General features: G+C 67.7%; 16 protein-coding genes. 7 read left to right on the top strand and 9 right to left on the bottom strand.

The features are described 5' to 3' along the window. Positions 1-277: 277 nt before the first annotated feature. The 4 genes from EC845_RS01695 to EC845_RS01680 all read right to left on the bottom strand — a co-directional run bounded on the left by EC845_RS01695 (position 278) and on the right by EC845_RS01680 (position 6,316). The gene (locus EC845_RS01695) at positions 278-3,436 is read right to left on the bottom strand and encodes an efflux RND transporter permease subunit (protein ID WP_123295494.1); all 3,159 of its coding nucleotides are present in this window, start codon (positions 3,434-3,436) and stop codon (positions 278-280) included. Positions 3,437-3,449: 13 nt separating this feature from the next. Then, positions 3,450-4,886, bottom strand: coding sequence for an efflux RND transporter periplasmic adaptor subunit (locus tag EC845_RS01690; protein WP_123295493.1), 1,437 nt, complete (start codon positions 4,884-4,886; stop codon positions 3,450-3,452). 150 nt (positions 4,887-5,036) lie between these two features. Then, positions 5,037-5,483, bottom strand: a complete 447-nt coding sequence (gene rnhA / locus EC845_RS01685) for a ribonuclease HI (protein ID WP_123295492.1) — start codon at positions 5,481-5,483, stop codon at positions 5,037-5,039. Between the two features lie 47 nt (positions 5,484-5,530). Next, positions 5,531-6,316 carry a class I SAM-dependent methyltransferase gene (locus EC845_RS01680; protein ID WP_199739699.1) on the bottom strand — a complete coding sequence of 262 codons (786 nt, stop codon included), beginning with the start codon at positions 6,314-6,316 and terminating at the stop codon, positions 5,531-5,533. Here EC845_RS01680 and gloB point away from each other — a divergent pair. Both gloB and EC845_RS01670 read left to right on the top strand, forming a co-directional pair. After that, positions 6,315-7,088 carry a hydroxyacylglutathione hydrolase gene (gloB, locus tag EC845_RS01675; RefSeq protein WP_123295490.1) on the top strand — a complete coding sequence of 258 codons (774 nt, stop codon included), beginning with the start codon at positions 6,315-6,317 and terminating at the stop codon, positions 7,086-7,088. The two genes, EC845_RS01680 and gloB, sit on opposite strands and share 2 nt — an antisense overlap. Continuing rightward, complete coding sequence (locus EC845_RS01670; RefSeq protein ID WP_123295489.1) at positions 7,088-8,698, top strand: transglycosylase SLT domain-containing protein; 1,611 nt, start codon at positions 7,088-7,090, stop codon at positions 8,696-8,698. Before gloB ends, EC845_RS01670 begins: the two co-directional genes overlap by 1 nt. Before the next feature lie 68 nt (positions 8,699-8,766). Here EC845_RS01670 and EC845_RS01665 read toward each other — a convergent pair whose 3' ends face one another. The 3 genes from EC845_RS01665 to msrA are packed head-to-tail and all read right to left on the bottom strand — an operon-like array spanning position 8,767 to position 11,150. Next, positions 8,767-9,744: an AEC family transporter gene (locus tag EC845_RS01665; protein WP_123295488.1), complete on the bottom strand. Its 978-nt coding sequence runs from the start codon at positions 9,742-9,744 to the stop codon at positions 8,767-8,769. An 11-nt stretch (positions 9,745-9,755) separates the two neighbouring features. Then, positions 9,756-10,553: a YdcF family protein gene (locus EC845_RS01660; protein WP_123295487.1), complete on the bottom strand. Its 798-nt coding sequence runs from the start codon at positions 10,551-10,553 to the stop codon at positions 9,756-9,758. Between the two features lie 9 nt (positions 10,554-10,562). Continuing rightward, on the bottom strand, positions 10,563-11,150 hold the full coding sequence (gene msrA / locus EC845_RS01655; protein WP_123295486.1) for a peptide-methionine (S)-S-oxide reductase MsrA: 588 nt from the start codon (positions 11,148-11,150) through the stop codon (positions 10,563-10,565). Between the two features lie 221 nt (positions 11,151-11,371). Here msrA and EC845_RS01650 point away from each other — a divergent pair, with 221 nt between their 5' ends. From EC845_RS01650 to EC845_RS01630, 5 genes are all read left to right on the top strand, one after another. Continuing rightward, complete coding sequence (locus tag EC845_RS01650) at positions 11,372-12,628, top strand: efflux RND transporter periplasmic adaptor subunit (protein WP_158615581.1); 1,257 nt, start codon at positions 11,372-11,374, stop codon at positions 12,626-12,628. A 27-nt stretch (positions 12,629-12,655) separates the two neighbouring features. Beyond that, positions 12,656-15,820, top strand: coding sequence for an efflux RND transporter permease subunit (locus EC845_RS01645; protein ID WP_123295484.1), 3,165 nt, complete (start codon positions 12,656-12,658; stop codon positions 15,818-15,820). Positions 15,821-15,927: 107 nt separating this feature from the next. After that, a complete protein-coding gene (locus tag EC845_RS01640) occupies positions 15,928-16,605 on the top strand; it encodes a protein-L-isoaspartate O-methyltransferase (protein WP_123295483.1) in 678 nt (225 codons plus the stop codon). 11 nt (positions 16,606-16,616) lie between these two features. After that, complete coding sequence (locus EC845_RS01635; protein ID WP_123295482.1) at positions 16,617-16,979, top strand: rhodanese-like domain-containing protein; 363 nt, start codon at positions 16,617-16,619, stop codon at positions 16,977-16,979. A gap of 61 nt (positions 16,980-17,040) precedes the next feature. Beyond that, positions 17,041-18,510: a TolC family outer membrane protein gene (locus tag EC845_RS01630; RefSeq protein WP_123295481.1), complete on the top strand. Its 1,470-nt coding sequence runs from the start codon at positions 17,041-17,043 to the stop codon at positions 18,508-18,510. On the opposite strand, the gene EC845_RS01625 is transcribed toward EC845_RS01630, so the two are convergent. Both EC845_RS01625 and EC845_RS01620 read right to left on the bottom strand, forming a co-directional pair. Next, complete coding sequence (locus EC845_RS01625; RefSeq protein WP_123295480.1) at positions 18,479-19,690, bottom strand: methyltransferase; 1,212 nt, start codon at positions 19,688-19,690, stop codon at positions 18,479-18,481. The genes EC845_RS01630 and EC845_RS01625 overlap by 32 nt on opposite strands. Positions 19,691-19,879: 189 nt before the next feature. Beyond that, positions 19,880-20,398, bottom strand: a complete 519-nt coding sequence (locus EC845_RS01620; protein WP_123295479.1) for a GNAT family N-acetyltransferase — start codon at positions 20,396-20,398, stop codon at positions 19,880-19,882. Between the last annotated feature and the right edge of the window lie 4 nt (positions 20,399-20,402).

The following is a 20,402-nucleotide window of genomic DNA, read 5'->3' as shown; positions in this document are numbered from 1 at the left end:
ATTCGATCAGGCGCGAGAATCGTGATTTTCTAGACCCTGAACCGTAAAAATGCCGTTCAGTGCGCAGCAGCGGAGACCCTCTGTCCACCGACCTCGACGCCACGTTGCCTGGATCGCTCGGGCAAATCCGCCCCGCCCCATGGCCGATCGGCAAACCGCCGGCACATGCACGAAAACGCGCGGCCGGCGTGAGCAGGGTTGGAGCAGAGTGAGGGGCCCGCAGGCGCAAGCGCGACGGCGTGGGTCATGGGCGCGGGCCTCGGCAGGCCGCTCGGCCTCAACCCACGGTCTTGACTTCGCCAGGCTCGTGGGAATGCAGGCCTGCGTGACCCACGACCTCGTCGGCGCCGGTGCGTTCGCCCGGCACACGCTGGCGGGCCAGCAGGGTGTAGACCACCGGCACGACAAAAATCGTCAGCACGGTGCCCAGCGACATGCCGCCGATGATCACCCAGCCGATGGCGTGCCGGCTCTCGGCGCCGGCACCGGTCGCAATGGCCAAGGGCACCACGCCCAGGACCATCGCCGCAGTCGTCATCAGGATGGGACGCAGGCGGGTGCTGGCGGCGTCGACCACGGCATCCACCAACTCCACGCCTTCCTGGCGCAGCTTGTTCGAGAACTCGACGATCAGGATGCCGTGTTTGGTGATCAGGCCGACCAGCGTGATCAGCCCGATCTGGGAATACACGTTCAGCGATCCGCCCGTCCACTGCAAGGCCAGCAGCGCGCCGATGATAGAGAGCGGCACCGACAGCAGGATCACGAAGGGATCGACAAAACTCTCGAACTGCGCCGCCAGCACCAGGAAAATGAACACCAGCGCCAGCACGAACACGATGCCCAGCGCGCCCTGCGAACTGCGGAACTCGCGCGAGGCGCCATTGAGATCGGTGGCATAACCCGGCTTGAGCACCTTGGCCGCCGTCTGATCCATGAAGTCGAGCGCGGCCCCCAAGGGGTAATCGGGCGCCAGGTTGGCCTTGAGCACGGCAGCCCGCCGCTGTCCGAAGTGGTTGAGCTCGCGCGGCGCGGCGCCCTCGCTGACGATGACCAGCGACGACAGCGGGATCATTTCGCCCTGCCCGCCCCGCACGTAGATCCGGTCGATGTCTTCGGGCGTGGTCCGGCCGCTGGACGCCGTCTGCACGATCACGTCGTATTGCTCGGCATTCTTTTTGTAGCGCGTCACGGTCCGGCCACCCAGCATGGTCTCGATGGCTGCGGCGACGACCGACACCTGCACCCCCATATCGGCGGCACGATCGCGATCCACCGCGATCCGCAATTCGGGCTTGTTGAGCTCGAGGTCGGATTCGGGCGCGATCAGACCGGGGTTCGCGCGCATCTCGACCATCATGGCCTGCACCACCTCGTTGAGATGTTCGTAGCTGTCCGAGGTCTGGATGACGTAGTTGACGGGCCGCTCGCGTGCGCCCTGCCCCAGCGGCAAGGGCATGCCGAGGATCACGTCGGCGCCCGCCACCCCGGCCACACCCGGCCGCATGGCCGCGAAGATGTCGCTCATCGTGCGCGAGCGTTCTTCCCACTCGACGGCCCGGAAGGTGACGCTGCCGTTGTTGATCACCGGTCGGCCGACGTTGGTGAAGATGCTGCTGAGCTCGGGAATGCCCGCACCCAGCCGCTCGACCTGCGCGGTATAGCGGTTGGTGTAATCCAGCGTGGCGCCGTCGGGCGCCGTGATGCGTGCGGTGATGACGCCCTGATCCTCGATCGGCGCCAGCTCCTGACGCATCGACGGATACACCAGCGCGATGGCACCGCCGGCCGCCAGCATCACCGCCACCACGAGCCAGCGCGGCTGCAGCAAGGCCCGGCGCAGGCGCGAGCTACCCGGCGGCCGGCGCACCGTCAGCAGCCAGCGCAGCAGTTGTCCATAGCGGTTGGACAAGGCCGTCAGGCGCGCTTCCATGAAACGATCGAAACGCCCAGGCTTGGGGTTGTGCTTGAGCAGCAGCGAGCACATCATGGGCGACAGCGTCAGCGCCACGAAGCCCGAGACCAGCACCGCACCGGCCAGGGCCAACGCAAACTCGACGAACAGGCGCCCCGTGCGCCCGGGCGTGAACGCCAGCGGCGCGTACACGGCAGCCAGCGTCAGCGTCATGGCCACGATGGCGAATCCGACCTCGCGCGCGCCCTTCAGCGCCGCGGCAAACGGCGCCATGCCTTCCTCGATATGGCGATAGATGTTTTCCAGCACCACGATGGCGTCGTCGACCACCAGCCCGATCGCCAGCACCAGCGCCAGCAACGTCAGCGTGTTGATCGAAAAACCCGCCAGCGACATCAGCGCGAAGGTGCCGATCAGGCTCACCGGAATCGTGATGATGGGAATGATCGAGGCCCGCAGCGTGCGCAGAAACACAAAGATCACCAGCGCCACCAGCAGCACCGCTTCGGCGATGGTGCGATAGACGTTGTGGATGGAGCGTTCGATGAACAGCGAACTGTCGTTGGCCACCAGCACCGTCACGCCGCGGCCCAGGTCGGTCTCGACCGCCGGCAGCATGGCCCGCACCGCCTTCGACAGATCGAGCGGATTCGCCGTGGCCTGCCGGGTCACGCCGACCATCACGGCATCGCGCCCGTTGATGCGCGCCGTGCTGCGCTCGTCGCTGGCGGCCTCCTCGACCCGCGCGATGTCGCGCATGCGCACCGGGAAACCGTTGACCGTGCGGATCACGATGTTGGCGAATTGCGCCGGCGTGGTCAGATCGGTCTGCGCCGTCACCCCGAACTCGCGCTGCGTGCTCTCGATGCGGCCGGCCGGCAGTTCCAGGTTGTTGGCCCGCACGGCAGCTTCCACCTCGGTGGTGGTCAGTCCGTAGGCGGCCAGCCGCTCGGGGTCGAGCCAGATGCGCATGGCGTACTGGCGCTCGCCGTAGAGATTGACCTCGGCCACGCCGGTCGCCGTCTGCAGGCGCGGCTTGGCGATGCGGTTGACCAGGTCGCTGAGCTCCAGCCGCGAGATCTGGTCGCTCGAGAACGTCAGCCAGATGATGGGATAGGCATCGGCCTCGACCTTGGAAATGACGGGATCGTCGATGTCGTCGGGCAGGCGTCCGCGCACACGCGAGGTCCGGTCGCGCACGTCGGCGGCGGCCGAATCCGGATTCTTGTCGAGCTTGAAACGCGCGGTCACCTGGCTGCGCTCGGCGCGGCTGATGGAAGTGAGGATGTCGACCCCGTCGATGCCGGCGATCGAGTCCTCGAGGATCTTGCTGACCTGGCTCTCCATGACCTCGGCCGATGCGCCGCTATAGGTCACCGAGACCGTCACGATGGGTTCGTCGATGCGCGGATATTCGCGCACCGGCAGCGTGAAGAAACTGACGATGCCGATGAGCAGGATCAGCAGCGACAGCACCGTCGCGAAGACGGGGCGCCGGATGGAGATTTCAGCCAGTTTCATGGAGCGTGGTGCCTTAGACGCCGGTCGCGATGGGGACGGCACCGGTCACCGGTGCCACGGGTGCCAGGACACTGGCACGCGGCACGGCGGGCTGCCTCGGAGCGACCGTGCGCGGAACACCGGCCGCAGCCGGAATCGCACAAGCGGAAGCGGCCGCGGCGGGCGCGGCATAGGGACTGACAGCGGCCTCGGCGGTCGCCGGCGACGACGCAGCCGCAGCAGCCGTGCGCCCGTCGCGCTGAGCGACCTTCACCGGCTGCGCAGCCTGTTCACCCGGCGTCAGGCCCGCAGCACTGCCGTCGAGCACGCCGCTGCGCACGCCCGTGCCGCCGCTGATCGTCACCGGCGTGCTGCCGGTGCCCAGGCGCTGTTGGCCCGCCAGCACGATCTGTTCGCCGGCCTGCAGGCCGCCCGCAGTCAGCTCGACCTGCCCGGCCCGGCGCACCCCGAGCTTGACCTCCACGCGCTGCGCCACCGCGCTGCCGTTGGGGCCCGTGGGCGAGATGCGGAACACGAAAGGCACGCCGTTGGAGAGCACCACGGCCTCTTCGGGTACCACCGTCACGTTCTCGCGCACATCGAAGACCGCATTGATGCGTGCAAACATGCCGGGACGCAGGAGCAGCCGGCTGTTGTCGATACAGGCCCGCACGCTGATGGATCGACCCTCGGCATCGATGCGCGGATCGATCGCCATCACCCGAGCCGCGAAATCCTGGCCCGGCAGGGCATCGAATCGAAGCTGGGCCAGTTGCCCGGTGCGCACGCGGCCCTGGTCGCGCTCGGGCAGGCGGTAGTCGACGAACATCACCGCCATGTCCTCGAGATTGACGATCTCCTGCCCCGCGCTCAGATAGTCGCCGACGTTGACATTCGAGATGCCGGCGATGCCGTCGAAGGGCGCCAGCACCCGCAGCCGGGCCACTGTCGCCTGCGACAGGGCGTACTGCGCCTGGGCCACCTGCAGCGCGGCGCTGCTCTGGTCGACCGCGCTGGCGCTGATGAAGTTGCGCGCCGCCAGTTCCTGGTTGCGCTGATGATTGGTGCGTGCAATGGCCAGTTGCGCTTCGGATTGGCGCAATTGCGCCAGTTCGAGCTGGTTGTCGAACTGCACCAGCACCTGCCCCTTGCGCACCTGCGCACCGTCGCGGTAGTTGAGCTGCGTCACCCGGCCGTTGACTTCGGGCTTGAGCACCACGGTCTGGCGCGAGCGCAGGCTGCCCACGGCCTGGGCCTCCTCGACCATGCGGGTCACCGAGACCACGCCGGCTTCGACCGACACGGCCTGGCGCGCTCCGCCGCCGCCCGGGCCGGCCGCGCCTGCCGCACCCACCGCCGGACGCGTGAGCGAACTGGCGCCTGCGCGCTCGTGCTGCCACCAATAGGCGGTTGCCGACGCGACGGCAATGCCGGCGATGGCCAGGGACAGATACAGAGCTTTGGAGGCCATGGAAACGGTTGATCCGATGCAAAAAGGACTAATCTGGACCCAGTACAGGCCAGTATCGCAATGTAGCAGTAGCAAATGACGGGCCCGGTATGCTGGGGCCCATCCAGTACTGGATAAAACGCGACTTTACAATCTATTTACATTCGGAGTTCAGCGTCCCCGCACCGCATCCACACCGCGGTTGGCCAGCGCATCGGCACGCTCGTTGCCGGGATTGCCCGCGTGGCCCTTGACCCAGCGCCACTCGATTTCGTGCCCGCTCTGGGCCAGCACCTGATCGAGCTGCTGCCACAGCTCCGCATTCTTGACCGGCTTTTTGTCGGCCGTGCGCCATCCACGCGATTTCCAGCCATGGATCCACTCGGTGATGCCCTTGCGCACATACTCGCTGTCGAGGTGCAAGGTGATGCGGCAGGGACGCTTGAGCGCCGAAAGCGCCTCGATCACCGCCTGGAGTTCCATGCGGTTGTTGGTGGTGTTGGCGTCACCGCCGAACAACTCCTTTTCGGCGTTTCCCGCCAGCAGCAACGCGCCCCAGCCACCCGGCCCGGGGTTGCCCTTGCAGGCGCCGTCTGTATAGATCTCTACGTGGTTCATGGGCCGCGACTATAGAGGACTGCGGGCGTGGACACGGGCTCGCGCCCTCACGATTCGTGCGTCGGGCAGTCACAGCCCATGCGGTTGATCGCCGGGACCGCGCTCTTGCCGACCGCACGCTGGCTTTTCCAGGCCGGCCCGATCAGACGCATGCCCTTGACCCGCTTCACGGCCATCACCGAGTAGACCGCGCCAAAAATCGGCCAGGACCGATGGCCCAGCGCATCCATCCAGGCGTACCGCTGCAGCCATTGAGGGGAACGCATGGCCGGCCGGTAGCAGCCGAACTCGCTCGACTCGACCTCGAAACTCAGCAGGCGCAGCCAGTCCCTCAGGCGCCAATGGGCAATGAACTGCCCTTCGCCCGGCAGGTAGAGCTGGCCCAGCCCCATTCGGCGGTACACATGGGCTCTTTTCTGCCGCAGTCCCCACAGGCTGGCCGGGTTGAGGCCAAGCACCAGCACCCGCCCCTCCGGCACCAGCACACGCTCCACCTCGCGCAAGGTCTCGTGCGGGTCGTCGCTGAGATCCAGCGTCAGCGGCAACACCACCAGATCCAGGCTGGCCGATTCGAAAGGCAGCGCCGTGCCGTCGCACAGCAGCGCAGTGCCGGCGGTCGGCTTGCCCTGGCCCTGGCCGGCGAGCCCTGCCAGCCAGCGCCCCGGCATGCGATTGGCACGCAAGCCCTGCAGCTCGGGCAGACCCAGTTGCAGCGCGTGGTAACCGAACACATCCACCAGCGCCTGGTCGCACCGGTGCTGCATCCAATCGAGGGCATAGGCACCGGGGGCGGTTTCCAGCCATTGGCACATCCCTATAATCTGCGGCTTCATGGACTTGCTTGTCATTCCTGCTTTTTCGGACAACTACATCTGGGCTCTGCATGACGGCGAGCATGCCCTGGTGGTCGACCCTGGAGAGGCCGAACCCGTCCGGCACGCCCTGGCCCGCCTGGGTCTGCGACTGGAAGCGATCCTGATCACCCACCACCACGCGGATCATACGGGCGGCGTCGCCGCTTTGCGTGACGAAACGGGATCGGTCGTCTACGGCCCGGCCGGCGAGTCGGTGCCGCAGCCCTGCACACCGCTGCACGAGGGCGACGGGCTCACGTGGCGCGGTCTCGATTTCCGGGTCATCGACGTACCCGGCCACACTGCCGGCCATATCGCCTACGTGGGTGGCCCGGTGCCCGAAAGGCCCTGGCTGTTCTGCGGCGACACCCTGTTTTCGGGCGGCTGCGGCCGTCTGTTCGAAGGTACGCCGGCCCAGATGCTGTCCTCGCTCGACAAGCTCGCCCAGCTTCCGCCCGCCACGGTGGTGTGCGCGGCGCATGAATACACACTCTCCAACCTGAAATTCGCACGGGCAGTGGAACCCGGCAACGCCGATTTGATCCAGTACGAACGCGATTGCCAGCAGTTGCGTGCCCAGCACCAGCCGACCCTGCCCTCGACGCTGGCGCTGGAGCTCCAGATCAACCCTTTTCTGCGCAGCCGGCTGCCCGCCGTCGTGCAAGCCGTCCAGGCTCACGACCCACAGGCCCATCGCGACGAGACCTCGGTGTTTGCCGCGCTGCGACAGTGGAAAAACGACTACAAGTAATGTCCCATCCGACGCTGCCAGCCCCGGCCAGCTTTTTTCCCGGCGGCATCCGCCGTTCCGCTTCGTCCCTGCTGGCCTGCAGCCTCGCGATCCTGCTCGCTGCCTGTTCCACATTGCCCGCGCCCGACAGCGCCGGCGGCTCGGGCGACACCGGAGAACCCGGTGTCAATCTCGGCTCCCTCGGCCCGCCGACCTTTCCGCAGGGCCCGCTGCAGCCCTTGTCCAACGACAGCTTCCGGGGCCCGGGCGTCGCCGCGCTCACGCCGCCCGAAGACCTCTGGTCACGCATGCGGCAGGGCTTCGCCATGCCCGATCTCGAGAACGAGCTCGTCACCAAGAACACGCAGTGGTACGCCGACCGGCCCGACTACATCACGCGGATGACCGAACGGTCCAACAAATACCTCTTCCACATCGTCGAGGAACTCGAGCGCCGCAACATGCCGACCGAACTGGCTCTGCTGCCCTTCATCGAAAGCGCCTTCAACCCGCAGGCGGTGTCGAGCGCGCAGGCGGCCGGCATGTGGCAGTTCATCCCCAGCACGGGCCGTCATTTCGAGCTGACGCAGAACGCATTCCGCGACGACCGGCGCGACGTGCTGGCCTCGACCCGCGCGGCGCTGGATTATCTCAACCGCCTCTACGGCATGTTCGGCGACTGGCAACTGGCGCTGGCCGCCTACAACTGGGGCGAAGGCAGCGTGAGCCGAGCCCAGGCGCGCAACGAAAAACAAGGCCTGGGCCTGCGCTACACCGACCTCACCATGCCGGCCGAGACACGCAACTACGTGCCCAAGCTGCAGGCGGTCAAGAACATCATCGCCGACCCCGCGCGCTACGGCGTGCGGCTGCCCAAGATCGAGAACCACCCCTACTTCCAGACGGTCGATATCGACCGCGACATGGACGTGACGGTGGCGGCGCAACTGGCCGGCGTCTCCGTCGAGGACTTCAAGTCGCTCAACCCCTCCGCCAGCAAACCGCTGATCATGGCCGCCGGCACGCCGCAGATCCTGCTGCCCTGGGACAACGCCATCACCTTCAGCAACAACCTGCGCCGCTTCCAGGGCCAGTTGGCCAGTTGGACGGTGTGGGTCTCTCCGGCCACCATGACCGCAGCCGAAGCCGCCCAACGGGTCGGCATGGGCGAGTCCGAACTCCGCTCGGCCAACAACATCCCGGCGCGCATGCGCATCGGCAAGGGCTCGGCCCTGCTGGTCACCCGAACGGCGAGCATGAACGATGTCAGCAGCCAGGCTGCCGACAGCGGCCGCATCGCATTTGCGCCCGAGCCACCGAGCAACGTGCGGCATGTGGTCAAGCGCGGCGAATCGGTCGGCGGCATCGCGGCCCGCTACGGCGTCAGCAGCGCCCAGGTCGTGAGCTGGAACAAACTGCGCTCGGCCTCGGCCATCCGCATCGGGCAGTCGCTGGTGATCTATCCCTCGGGACGGGGCGCACCGGCAGCCAGTGCGGCGGCCCCCAGCAGCAGCGCCGCCACCAAGGCGCCGGCACGGGCCGCCGCCCGGTCGGCCGCCAAATCCTCGGCCAAGCCAGCCGCACGCCCGGCGCAGAAGGGCAACACCGCGGCGACCAAAAAGAAACTCTGAACCGTCGGCCCGGGGGCTCCTGCCGCATCCGACCGCATCGGGGCCTCGCGGACGGCCCGGTCACAGGGTCAGGGCAGGAAATGCACCAGCGACATCACCAGCGCCATCGTCGCCAGCCCCAGGATGGTCGAGAGCGCCACGGCTGCGGTCACTTCCTGCTCCGCGACCTTGTAGCGCAGCGAGAACAGGTAGACGTTGGCGCCGATGGGCAGCGAAGCCACCACCACCATCACGGCGAACGGCAATCCCGACAGCCCCAGCAGCAGGCCCAGCACCACCAGGACCAGCGGATGGAACAGGTTCTTGATCAGCGCGAGAAACAGCGCCGCCTTGATCTGACCACCCAGCGGATTGGCGGCCAACGTGATACCGACCAGCACCAGCGCCATCGATGAAAACGAGTTGCCCAGGAGCTGCAGCGGCTTGTCGATCACGGCGGGCAGGCCCCATCCGGTCTGGGCATAGAGCAGCCCGCAGATGATGGGCAGCGGCACCGGATGCAGCACCGATCCCTTGGCGGCGCGCAGCACCGTCGCCGCCATGCGTGTGGTGCGGGCCATGCCGCTCACGGCCACGCCCTGCTCGGCCTGGGCCCGGCTTTCCTCGCGCACCACGACGAACTCGAGCACCACCGTCACCAGCGTCAGCATGATGAAGGCGTGCACCGAAATCAGCGCGAACAGCGTCACCAGGCCCGCTTCGCCGTAAGCCAGCCCGATCAGCGGCACACCGATCATGAGCGTATTGGAAAACGTCGCTGCCAGCCCCATGACGGCAGCCCGGCGATTGAAGCCCTGCTTGAACATGACCAGGCCGAACACCACCCACATGGCTGCGAAGTAGATGGCCACGGGCCGGAAATCCAGCTGCTCGAGGTGCACGCCGCTCATGGTCCGGAACAGCAGTGCCGGCGCCAGCACCAGGAACACGACGTTGGAGAGGTCGCGCACCGACGTGCCGCCGATCCAGCGCAGGCGTCCTGCCAGATAACCCACTCCGATCAGCAGAACGACAGGGATGAGGGCATGGAAGACAGGATTCGACATGGGGCCACATTCTAGGGAGGGTTGAGCCCCAGCGCCTCGTAGACCTGAAACTGGGCCAGCCCCAGGTACTCGTGCAGCGCGATGTCGGTCAGCAGCAGGTTGTAGCCCAGGGCTGCGGGGTTTCGTGCGGCACGCAGCCAATCGGCACGCACGGCGACCGTCCGGACCCCGAAGCGCGCGAAGTACCGCTGGCTGCGCGCCAGGTGCGTGGCCGAGGTCACCAGCACGGTTTGATCGGCCCGCAGGCCATCGAGCAACTGCGCCGTATGGCGGGCATTCTCGAACGTATTGCGGCTGCGTTCCTCGAGCACGATGGACTCGCGCGGCACGCCCAGGGCAACCAGGGAATCGGCATAGACGCCGGCTTCGGTGACGCCCGCAGCGCCGGTGTCGCCTCCGCTCACCAGCACGCGGCAAGACGTGACGGCCACGGCAGGCAGCGGGCGCGTCTGCCCTGCTGCAGGCGCCACGGCAACGGACGCCGCATGGCACGCCCGGTGAACCACCGCAGCCCGGTGGATGCGGGCCAGGGCAAAGGCATTCGGCTCGGGCCGGCTATCGGCACTGGCGCGCGTGTTGCCCGCACCCAGCAGCACGATCACGGAGGATCGTTGCCCCCAATGCGGCTCGGGCCGCTCGGCATAAGGCCCCTGCAGGCCGTCGAGCAGGCGCTGCGGCAGCACCCCCGAGGCCACACCGGCCAGCAGCAAGGCGGCCACGCTCAGCAGCGCCGCCCCCCACCTGCGCCGGCGGCGGGCCAGCGCCAGCCCGCCGGCCAGGGCGAGGCCGAGCATCAGCAGCAAGGACATCCCGGCGGATCAGTTCTTTTTCAGGAAACGCGTCATGGCCCGCTGGAATTTCTCGACCTTCGGCGCAATCACCACGGCGCAGTATCCCTGCTCGGGGTGAAGCGCAAAGTAGTCGTCGTGCTCGGGCTCGGCCGGCCAGAACGCCGTCAACGGTGCCAGCTCGGTGACGATGGCGGATGCGCCGTACGTGCGGGCTGCAGCCAGATCGGCGACAAAAGCGCGCACCGCCTCGCCCTGGGCCTCGTCGTGCCAGTAGATGCCGCTGCGGTATTGCGTGCCGACGTCGTGGCCCTGGCGATTGGGCGTGGTCGGATCGTGTGTGGCAAAAAAGATGGCCAGCAGATCCTGCAGCGCGATGCGCTCGGGGTCGTAGGCGACCTGGACCGCCTCGGCATGGCCGGTACGGCCCGTGCACACCGCCTCGTAGGTCGGATGTTCGACCTGGCCGTTGGCATAACCGGAGCGCACGTCGAGCACTCCTTCGACGCGGTCGAAAACCGCTTCGGTGCACCAGAAACACCCCCCCGCCAGGGTGATGCGCGAAGGCTGCTGCACAGGCAGTTCGCCGGCAGCATCGGGAGCAGTGGACAGAGACATGGATGGAACTCCTGGAACGGGACGGCGCCGCGCTGCCGGCCGCAAGCGAAGCGAGCGGGGCCCGGCAGACCGGCAAATAGGCATTCTGGCATGGCAGACCGCGCGCCGCCGTGTCGTCCGATGAACCCGCTTGGATCGTACGGCTGTCGGCACCCTCTATGATGCGAGCCAACGCAGGTGAACAGACCGCAAGGCCTGCATCCCTTCTCCCCTATCTAACTATGCGCAAGTCGATTTTCAAGTGGCTGGCCCCGGCCATGCTGGTGCTGATCGCGGTGGCCGGCTGGGTCATCTGGCGAACGGTCCAGCAGAGCGGTTCCGCTACGCCGCGGGACGGCCAACCCGTCACGGCCGAACAGGCCAGGCATCCCGGCCCGGCGTCGGATCGCCCGCATTCGCCCCCGCCGGCGGCCTCGCCCGCAGCCGCTACGGTCGAACTCGCCGAAAGCGATCTGATGCGGCTCGAGTCGGTGGACCTGGCCGTCGGCATCGGTCTCACGGGCACGCTGAATGCCGAGGACCAGGCGCAGGTGCGAGCCCGCGTGGCCGGAGAGATCGCCGGACTCTCGGTCCGCGAGGGCGACGTCGTGCGCGAGGGACAGGTGTTGGGCCGTATCGTTTCGGCCGAGTACGAGGCCCGCGTGGCGCAGGCCCGCCAGCAGGCCGCCAGCGCCGAGGCCCAGTTGGCCAACGCCCGGCGCCAGTACGACAACAACAACCGCCTGGTCGAGCGCGGCTTCATTTCCCGCAACGCGCTCGATACGTCTGCCAACGACCTGGCCGCGGCGCAGGCCACCCATCGCGCAGCGCTGGCTGCCGTCGACGTCGCCGGACAGTCCTTGCAGGACACCGTGCTGCGTGCACCCCTGGCCGGCCAGATCGCCGCCCGGCATGCGCAGAACGGCGAACGCGTCGCAGCGGCGGATCAGGTGGTCGACATCGTCAGCCTGGGGCGCTTCGAGGTCGAGGCGGCCTTCAGCGTGACCGACGCCGCCCGCCTGCAGGTCGGCCAGACGGCCGAACTGCGCCTGGAGGGCCTGCCGGCGCTCGCGCAAGGGACGGTCAGCCGCATCAACCCCAGCGTGCAATCGGGCAGCCGCAGTGTGCTGGCCTACATCCGGGTTCCCCCCGCACCGGGCATGCGGCAAGGCCTGTTCGTGCAAGGCACCGTCGGCACCGCCGGCGTGCAGGGCCTGGCCGTGCCCCTGCTGGCCGTGCGCACCGACCAGCCGCAGCCCTATGTCTTGACGGTGACCGACGGCACGGTCCGCCGCCGCCCGGTCACTCTGGGCCAACGCGGCAAGTTCAGGCAGGACACCTGGGTGCTGGTCGAAGGCCAGGGGGCAGCCCTTGCCGCCGGCACGGCCGTCATCGTCAGCCCCGTGGGCGCCCTGCCCGACGGCACCCGCGTGCGCATGACGCCGGACGCGACCGCCGCGCAGTCCGCCGTGACGACGCCTACGCCCGCACCGCGCTGAGCGCCGGGCCCACCGGATCAATCACCCATGTGGATCACCCAGGTTTCGCTGCGCAACCCCGTCTTCGCCGTCATGGTCATGCTGGCCCTGGTGGTTCTGGGCAGTTTTTCCTATCAGCGCATGAAGGTCGACCAGTTCCCCGACGTCGACTTTCCCGTCGTGGTGGTGACGGTCGACTACCCCGGCGCGTCGCCCGAAATCGTCGAGAGCGAAGTCACCCGCAAGGTCGAGGAATCCGTCAACGCCATTGCCGGCATCAACGCCCTCACCTCGCGCAGCTATCCCGGCACCTCGGTCGTCATCATCGAATTCCAGCTCACGGTCGACGGGCGCCGTGCAGCCGAAGACGTACGCGAGAAGATCGCCGCCCTGCGCCCTCTCCTGCGCGACGAGGTCGAAGAACCGCGGGTGCAGCGCTTCGATCCGGCCGACCAGCCCATCTGGCTGCTGGCGGTACAACCCGATCCCCGATCCGAGCAGGCCCCCGACCTCATCGCGCTGAGCAGTTGGACCGACCAGGTCCTGCGCAAACGGCTCGAGAACGTGCGCGGTGTCGGCTCGGTCACGCTCATCGGCGGCACCCGGCGCGAGATCCACATCGAGCTGCAACCGCAGGCCATGGAGTCGCTGGGCGTGTCGGCCAGCGAGGTGGTCGCCGCCGTGCGCAACGAGAACCAGGACCTGCCCCTGGGCGCGCTGCGGTCGCCGGCCCAGGAACGTGCCCTCGAGATCGACGCCCGCATGGTCAGGCCCGAGGACTTCGGCAGCATCATCGTGGGCACCCGCCAGGGCACGCCGGTGCTGCTCGGCCAGGTGGCGAAGGTGAGCGACGGCGCCGAGGAGCTCGAGAACCTGGCCCTCTTCAACGGCCAGCGCACCCTGCTGCTGCAGGTGCAGAAGGTGCAGGACGACAACACCATCGAGGTGGTCGACGGCCTGCGCCAGGTGCTCCAGGACATCGGCCCCGAACTGCCCCCCGGCGTGTCGCTGCGCGAAGTCGGCGATGCCGCCCGCCCGATCCGGGTCGCCGTCGACAACGTGCGCGCCACGCTCATCGAAGGCGCGCTGCTCACCATCCTCATCGTCTTCCTGTTCCTCAACTCGTGGCGCTCGACCGTCATCACCGGCCTCACGTTGCCCGTCGCGCTGATCGGCACGTTCTGGTTCATGAACATGTTCGGTTTCACCATCAACATGATCACGTTGATGGCGCTGTCGCTGTGCGTGGGACTGCTGATCGACGACGCCATCGTGGTGCGCGAGAACATCGTGCGCCATGTGCAGATGGGCAAGAGCCCCTACCGTGCCGCGGCCGAGGGCACCCACGAGATCGGCCTGGCCGTGCTGGCCACCACCTCGTCCATCGTCGCCGTGTTCCTGCCGATCGGCTTCATGGGGGGCATCATCGGGCAGTTCTTCCACCAGTTCGGCATCACCATCGCGGTCGCCGTGCTGATCTCCATGTTCGTGAGCTTCACGCTCGACCCGATGCTGTCGTCGATCTGGCACGACCCGGCCATCCATGCCGCCGGCACGCAGCCGGACGGCCGGCGCTCGCTGTACGACCGCACGCTGGGCCGCGTCACGCATGCCTTCGATCGTTTCACGACCCGCCTGTCCGACGGCTATCAGCACGTGCTGCGCTGGTCGCTGCGCCACAGGCTGGCCACCCTGGGGGCGGCCATCGCCATCTTCGTGGGCAGCGTGATGGCCGTGCCGCTGCTCGGCACCGAGTTCGTGCCGCAGGCGGATTTCTCGCAAAGCAGCGTGGCCTTCAACACGCCTGTCGGCTCGTCGCTCGAAACCACCGAAGCCAAGGCACGCCAGATCCAGGCCATCCTGTCGGCCATGCCCGAAGTGCGCTACAGCACGGCCACCGTCAACGCGGGGGCATCGCGCGGCAAGATCTACGGCAGCGTCGCCATCCGCTGGGTCGACCGCCACGAACGCGACGCCAGCGCGCAAGAGCTCTCGGCACGCCTGCGCCAGCGGCTGGCGGACATTCCCGGCATCGTCGTCACCCATGTGGGCGTGGGCGAATCGGTGGGCGGCGAGAACAAACAGATCTCGTTTTCGCTGCTGGGGCCCGACCAGGCCGAACTCGAACGGCTCAACACCCAGGCCCTGGCCGCGCTGCGCGGCATTCCCGGCCTGGTCGACCTCGACAGCAGCGCCAAGCCCGACAACCCCAACGTCGTGCTCGACGTCAACCGCCAGGCGGCCGCCGCGCTGGGCCTGGGCGTGGCCCCTCTGGCCAGTGCGCTGCGCACGATGGTGGCCGGCGAGACCGTCGGCAACTGGCGCGCGCCCGACAACGAAACCTACGACGTGAAAGTACGCCTGCCGCTGGCCTTGCGCAACACGCCCGAGGACCTGGCCCGCATCCCGCTGGTCGCCACCCAGAACGAGGACGGCAGTCCCCGCATCGTTCGGGTCAACCAGGTGGCCCAGATCCGCGAGTCCACGGGCGCCAGCCAGATCAACCGGCGGGCGCTCAACCGCGAAGTCTCGATCACGGCCAACGCCTACGGCCGCAGCGTGGGCGAAGTCTCCGCCGACATCACCCGCGTCATGCAGGGCATCGCCATGCCGCCCGGCTACCGCTACCAGTTCAGCGGTGCCACCAAGGACATGCAGGAAAGCTTCGCTTACGCCGTCTCGGCCCTGGCCATGGCCATCATCTTCATCTACATGATCCTCGCCAGCCAGTTCAAGAGCTTCGTGCAGCCGCTGGCCATCATGACGTCGCTGCCCCTCACGCTCGTGGGCGTGGTGCTGGCGCTGATGCTCTTCGGCTCCTCGCTGTCCATGTTCTCGGTGATCGGCGTGGTGATGCTCATGGGGCTGGTCACCAAGAACGCCATCCTGCTGGTCGACTTCGCCATCCGCGCACGCAGCGAACACATCGGCGAAGACGGGCTGCCCGCCGCGGCACTGTCCCGCAGCGACGCCCTGCTCGCCGCGGCCCGGGTCCGCATGCGCCCCATCCTCATGACGACGCTGGCCATGATCTTCGGCATGGTGCCCCTGGCCTTTGCATTCAGCGAAGGCTCGGAGCAGCGCGCCCCCATGGGCCAGGCCGTCATCGGCGGCTTGATCACCTCCTCCCTGCTCACGTTGGTGGTGGTGCCCGTCGTTTATAGCTACCTCGATGATGGGGTACTGTGGCTTCGCCGGCGCTGGCGTCGATAGAATCATGAAGTTGACTTGCCGAATCCCGTGATCGGAGCCGCCGCCGGCGCGCTCCCACCCTGCGGCGCCGCAGCCGACGCTTTAATCCTTGCGGAGACACTCACCCCATGACCACGCTACAAGAACTGCCCCCTCTCGAACAGGCCCGCTACTACATGGTTGAACAGCAGATACGCCCGTGGGACGTGCACGACGAGCGCGTGCTGGCGCTGCTGCTGTCCATCCGCCGCGAGAACTACGTGCCGGCCGAGCACCGCAGCCTGGCCTTCGTCGACATGGAACTGCCGATCGGCTACGGAGAAGTGATGCTGGCACCGCGCGTGGAAGCCCGTCTGCTGCAGGATCTGGACGTCAAGCCCACCGACCGCATTCTCGAGATCGGTGCCGGTACCGGCTTCATGGCCGCACTGCTGGCAGGCCTGGGCCAAAGCGTGCTCAGCCTCGAACTCCACCAGCCCCTGGCCGAACTGGCTCAGCGCAACCTGCAGGCCAACGGCGTGGTCAATGCCGAAGTCCGCTGTGCGGACGGCTCCAAGGCCGCGGCGATCGAAGGCCAGTTCGACGTCATCGTGCTCTCGGGCTCGGTGGCCAAGCTGCCGCTCGACCTGATCGAGAAACTGGCACCGGGCGGCCGCCTGGCCGCCATCGTGGGCGACAGCATCATGATGCGTGCGACCATCGTGACGCGCAGCGTCGACACCCCGCAGGCCTCCACCCGCCAACCGTGGGACACCATCGCCCCCCGCCTCGTGGGTTTTGTCGAACCTTCTCGCTTTCAGTTCTGAGCAGACCGCCCATGATCGAACAAGTCCCCGTTTCCCTCCTCAAGGACTGGCTGCAGACTGCCGGCAGCCAGTCCGGCTCTCCGGCCCAGGTCCTCGACATCCGCGAAAGCGACGAACTGCTGGTCGCCTCCATCCAGCCCCAGCACATCGAGGAAGCCGGAGGCACGCTGCGCCATATTCCCATGAGCCAGTTGGCCGGCCGCGTGGGCGAACTCGACCCCGACACACCGGTGGCCTGCCTGTGCCACCACGGCGGACGCAGCCAGCGCGTGGCCCTTTTCCTGGCCCAGCAGGGCTTCGGCAAGGTCGCCAATATCGCGGGCGGCATCGATGCCTGGTCCTGCGAGATCGACGCCTCCACCCCTCGCTATTGAACGGGCCACGGGGCGACACCGCAACCGGCCTGACCTGACACTGCAACCCTCATCGCCCCTCATGTCCACATTCCGGCGCTCCCTGCGCAAGACTTCCCTGTGCGCCGCCTGGCTTCTGCTCGCCGCCTCCGGCGGTGCCGGCGCGCAAAGCCTGCTGTCGCTCTACACGCAGGCCCGCGCCTACGACAGCAGCTACCAGGCCGCCCTGGCCCAGTACCAGGCCGACCTGGCCAGCGCCGAGCAGGCGCGCGCCGGATTGCTGCCCAACGTGGCCTTGAGCGCAGGGGCCCTGCGTTCACGAAACGAACTCTACGGCCCCCGGGCCTCGGTCAACGGCGGCAACGAGAACGTGGCGGTCAACGCCACTCAGCCGCTCTACCGGCCCGCCAACACCGCCACCTACGAGCAGGGACTGCGCAAGGCCGAATCGGCGCAGGCGCAGCTCGAGATCGCCGACCAGGATCTCATCATCCGTCTCAGCCAGGCCTACTTCAATGTGCTGGCCAGCCGCGACAGCCTGGCCTTCGTGCGTGCGCAGAAAACCGCCGTCGCCGAACAACTGGCATCGGCGCAGCGCAACTTCGAAGTCGGCACGACCACCGTCACCGACAGCCGTGAAGCCCAGGCCCAGTACGATCTGGTCCTCGCCCAGGAGATCGCCGCCGAAAACGAACTGCGCGTACGGCAACTGCTGCTGGCGCAGCTCTCGGGCGTGCCTTCGGCTCAACCGATCGAGCCCGCGCAGCCGCTGGCCCTGCCGGCCCTGACCCTCGACGATCCGACGCCTCTGGTGACCGAAGCCCAGAGCCAGCACCCGACCGTGCGGCGGGCCCTGATGGCGCGCGACACCGCCGAACTCGAAACCCGCAAAGCCGAGGCGGCCGGACTGCCGACGATCGACGCCACGGTGGGCTACCAGCTCACCCATGCCCGCAACGGCGGCACGCTGAACTCGCCCGATCGCCGCAACGACGCATCGGTGGGCGTGACGCTCAACCTGCCCCTGTACGCCGGCGGCTCGATCCAGAACCGCATCCGCGAAACCCTGTCGCTCGAGGACAAGGCACGCATCGACCTCGAAGGCGCACGACGCCAGGTGGACCAGAACGTGCGCACCGCTTTCCTCAACCTGCTCTCGAACCGGAGTTCCGTGCGTGCGCTCGAAGCCGCCGAAGCCTCGAGCCAGAGTGCACTCGAAGCCAATCAGCTGGGCTACGAAGTGGGCGTGCGCATCAACATCGACGTACTCAATGCGCAAAGCCAGCTCTACGCCACCAAGCGCGACCTGGCCCAGGCGCGCTACAACGTCCTGCTGGGCGGCTTGCAACTGCGGCAGGCCGCTGGCAACCTGACGGCGGCCGACGTCGAACTGTTGAACACCCAATTGGCCGCACCGCCTGCCACGGCACCCGTGCCTGCCGCTCCCCGAGCCCTGCCGCCGTCGTCCGGCCGCACGGCCCCGACTGCGGCGCCCGGTCTCAATGCGGCCCCTTCGGCTCTCAGGCCGGTACCAGGCGCCACAGCGAGGTGACTTCCTGCTGACGGGCCGCGAACAGCGGATCCGTCGCATCCTGCGATTTGGCATGAACCGGGCGGACATCGTCGCGCCCCGCCACCCGCAGACCGCTCTCGGCAATCCAGGCCAGCAGCTCGTCGCGGCTGCGCAGGCCCAGGTGCTCGGCGAAGTCGGACAGAATCAGCCAGCCTTCGCCGCCCTCGGCCAGGTGGTCCCGCAATCCCGCCAGGAAACCCCTGAGCATGCCGCTCTGCGGATCGTAGATGCCCTGCTCGATCAGCGAGGACGGCTTGCCCGGCAGCCACGGCGGATTGCACACCACGAGCGCCGCACGGCCGGCCGGGAACATATCCTGTTCGAGCAATTCGACCGGTCCGTTCAGCCCCAGCCGCTCGAGATTGAACCGCGCGCAGGCCAGCGCCTTGTCGTTCACGTCGGTGGCGACGACCCGTGGCACGCCGCGCAACGCCAGCAGGGCCGACAACACGCCGGTGCCCGCGCCGATGTCGAAGGCCTGCGCCGGCGCCTGGCCGTTTCCGGCTGCCGGCCAGGCCGCATCGCGCACCAGGGCCAGGTATTCGCCGCGCAAGGGCGAAAACACGCCATGGTAGGGATGGATGTGCCTCGGTTGGCCCGAAGCATCCAGGCCCAGGGCGGGTACCGGCACGCCCTTCTTGCGCCATTCCGAAGCCCCGATCAGGCCCTGCACCTCGCGCAGGCTGACCCAGGCTTTCGGCTGACCCGGCAGTGCCGGCCCATAGGCCTGCGTGCAAGCCGCCACGACATCGGGTGCGCGCCGCAGCGCGATGCGGTAGTCGGCCTCGAGCGGCACGATGAGCATGCCCAGGATACGGGCGCGCTGGGCCTGCCGCTGGCGGTGCAGATGGAAACGCTGGGGGAAAGCGGCATCGGTCTGCGATTTGCCGGGCCCCGAACGGTCGAGCCGCCGGGCCAGGGCCTGCAGCAGCTGACGCGCATTCTGGAAATCGCCCGTCCACAGCAACCCCGTGCCCTCGGCTGCCAGCCGATAGGCGACATCGGCGGCCAGTTGGTCGTCGGCCAGCACAATACGCCTCGGCGGCGCCGAACCGTTCTCGGAGCGCCACGCCACCCGCTGCGCGTTGCCCTCGGCATCGTGCCACTCGAGCAGGGACAGAGTCCCCGCGGTCTCGGGCAGCACCGCGACGGGCACCATGGCAGGCGGCGCAGGCCGTGTCTTCTTGGCGGGTTGGGGAGAATTCATGGGAAGGGAACGGCAGCCGAAAGGAAAAAAGCGGCTGTCAGCAAAACTGACAGCCGCAGGAGTTGCTGGGCAGGATAACACCGCGACCCCGGACCGGCGCGCCCGGCGCCGCCATGGGGAGCGGATCGGCAATGAACGGGATCAGATCGGGCGCTTGAGGCGGATTTCTTCGATCTTGATGTCGCCCACGGGCGTGGTACGCGCCGTGTTGAGTTCGCGCTTGAAGCCGGCCAGTTCATAGAAACGCAGCACACGTTCGTTGCGCAGAGGCACCCAAACGGACGCTTCCGTGCAGCCTTCGTCGTCCAGGCCTTCGCGGGCTTCGTCCCACAGCTGCAGACCGGCACCCTGTCCCCAATGGGTGGGCAGCACGTACTGCGCCCAGATCTCGCCGAAGGTCGGCTTGGTCTTGGGGTCGCGCGAACGGTCGAAACCGACGAAGCCGATGATCTTGTTGTTCTCGTCGAGCACCACCTTCACCTGGGGTTCGCTGTACTCGATGGCTTCGCGCCACATGGCTTGTCGTTTCTCGACAGGCATGCGGCTGATTTTTTCTTCAGGGAGGATGTCTTTGTAAGCGGCCTTGAGCGCCGTGGTGTGAACTTGGGCAATGGCGGACGCGTCGCGCAACGTGGCGGGTCGAACCTGGAAACTGGGCATAACT

The sequence above is a fragment of the Comamonas sp. BIGb0124 genome (assembly GCF_003752175.1).
GTDB lineage: Bacteria > Pseudomonadota > Gammaproteobacteria > Burkholderiales > Burkholderiaceae_C > Comamonas_F.
This window is presented reverse-complemented; position numbering and strand designations above follow the sequence as displayed.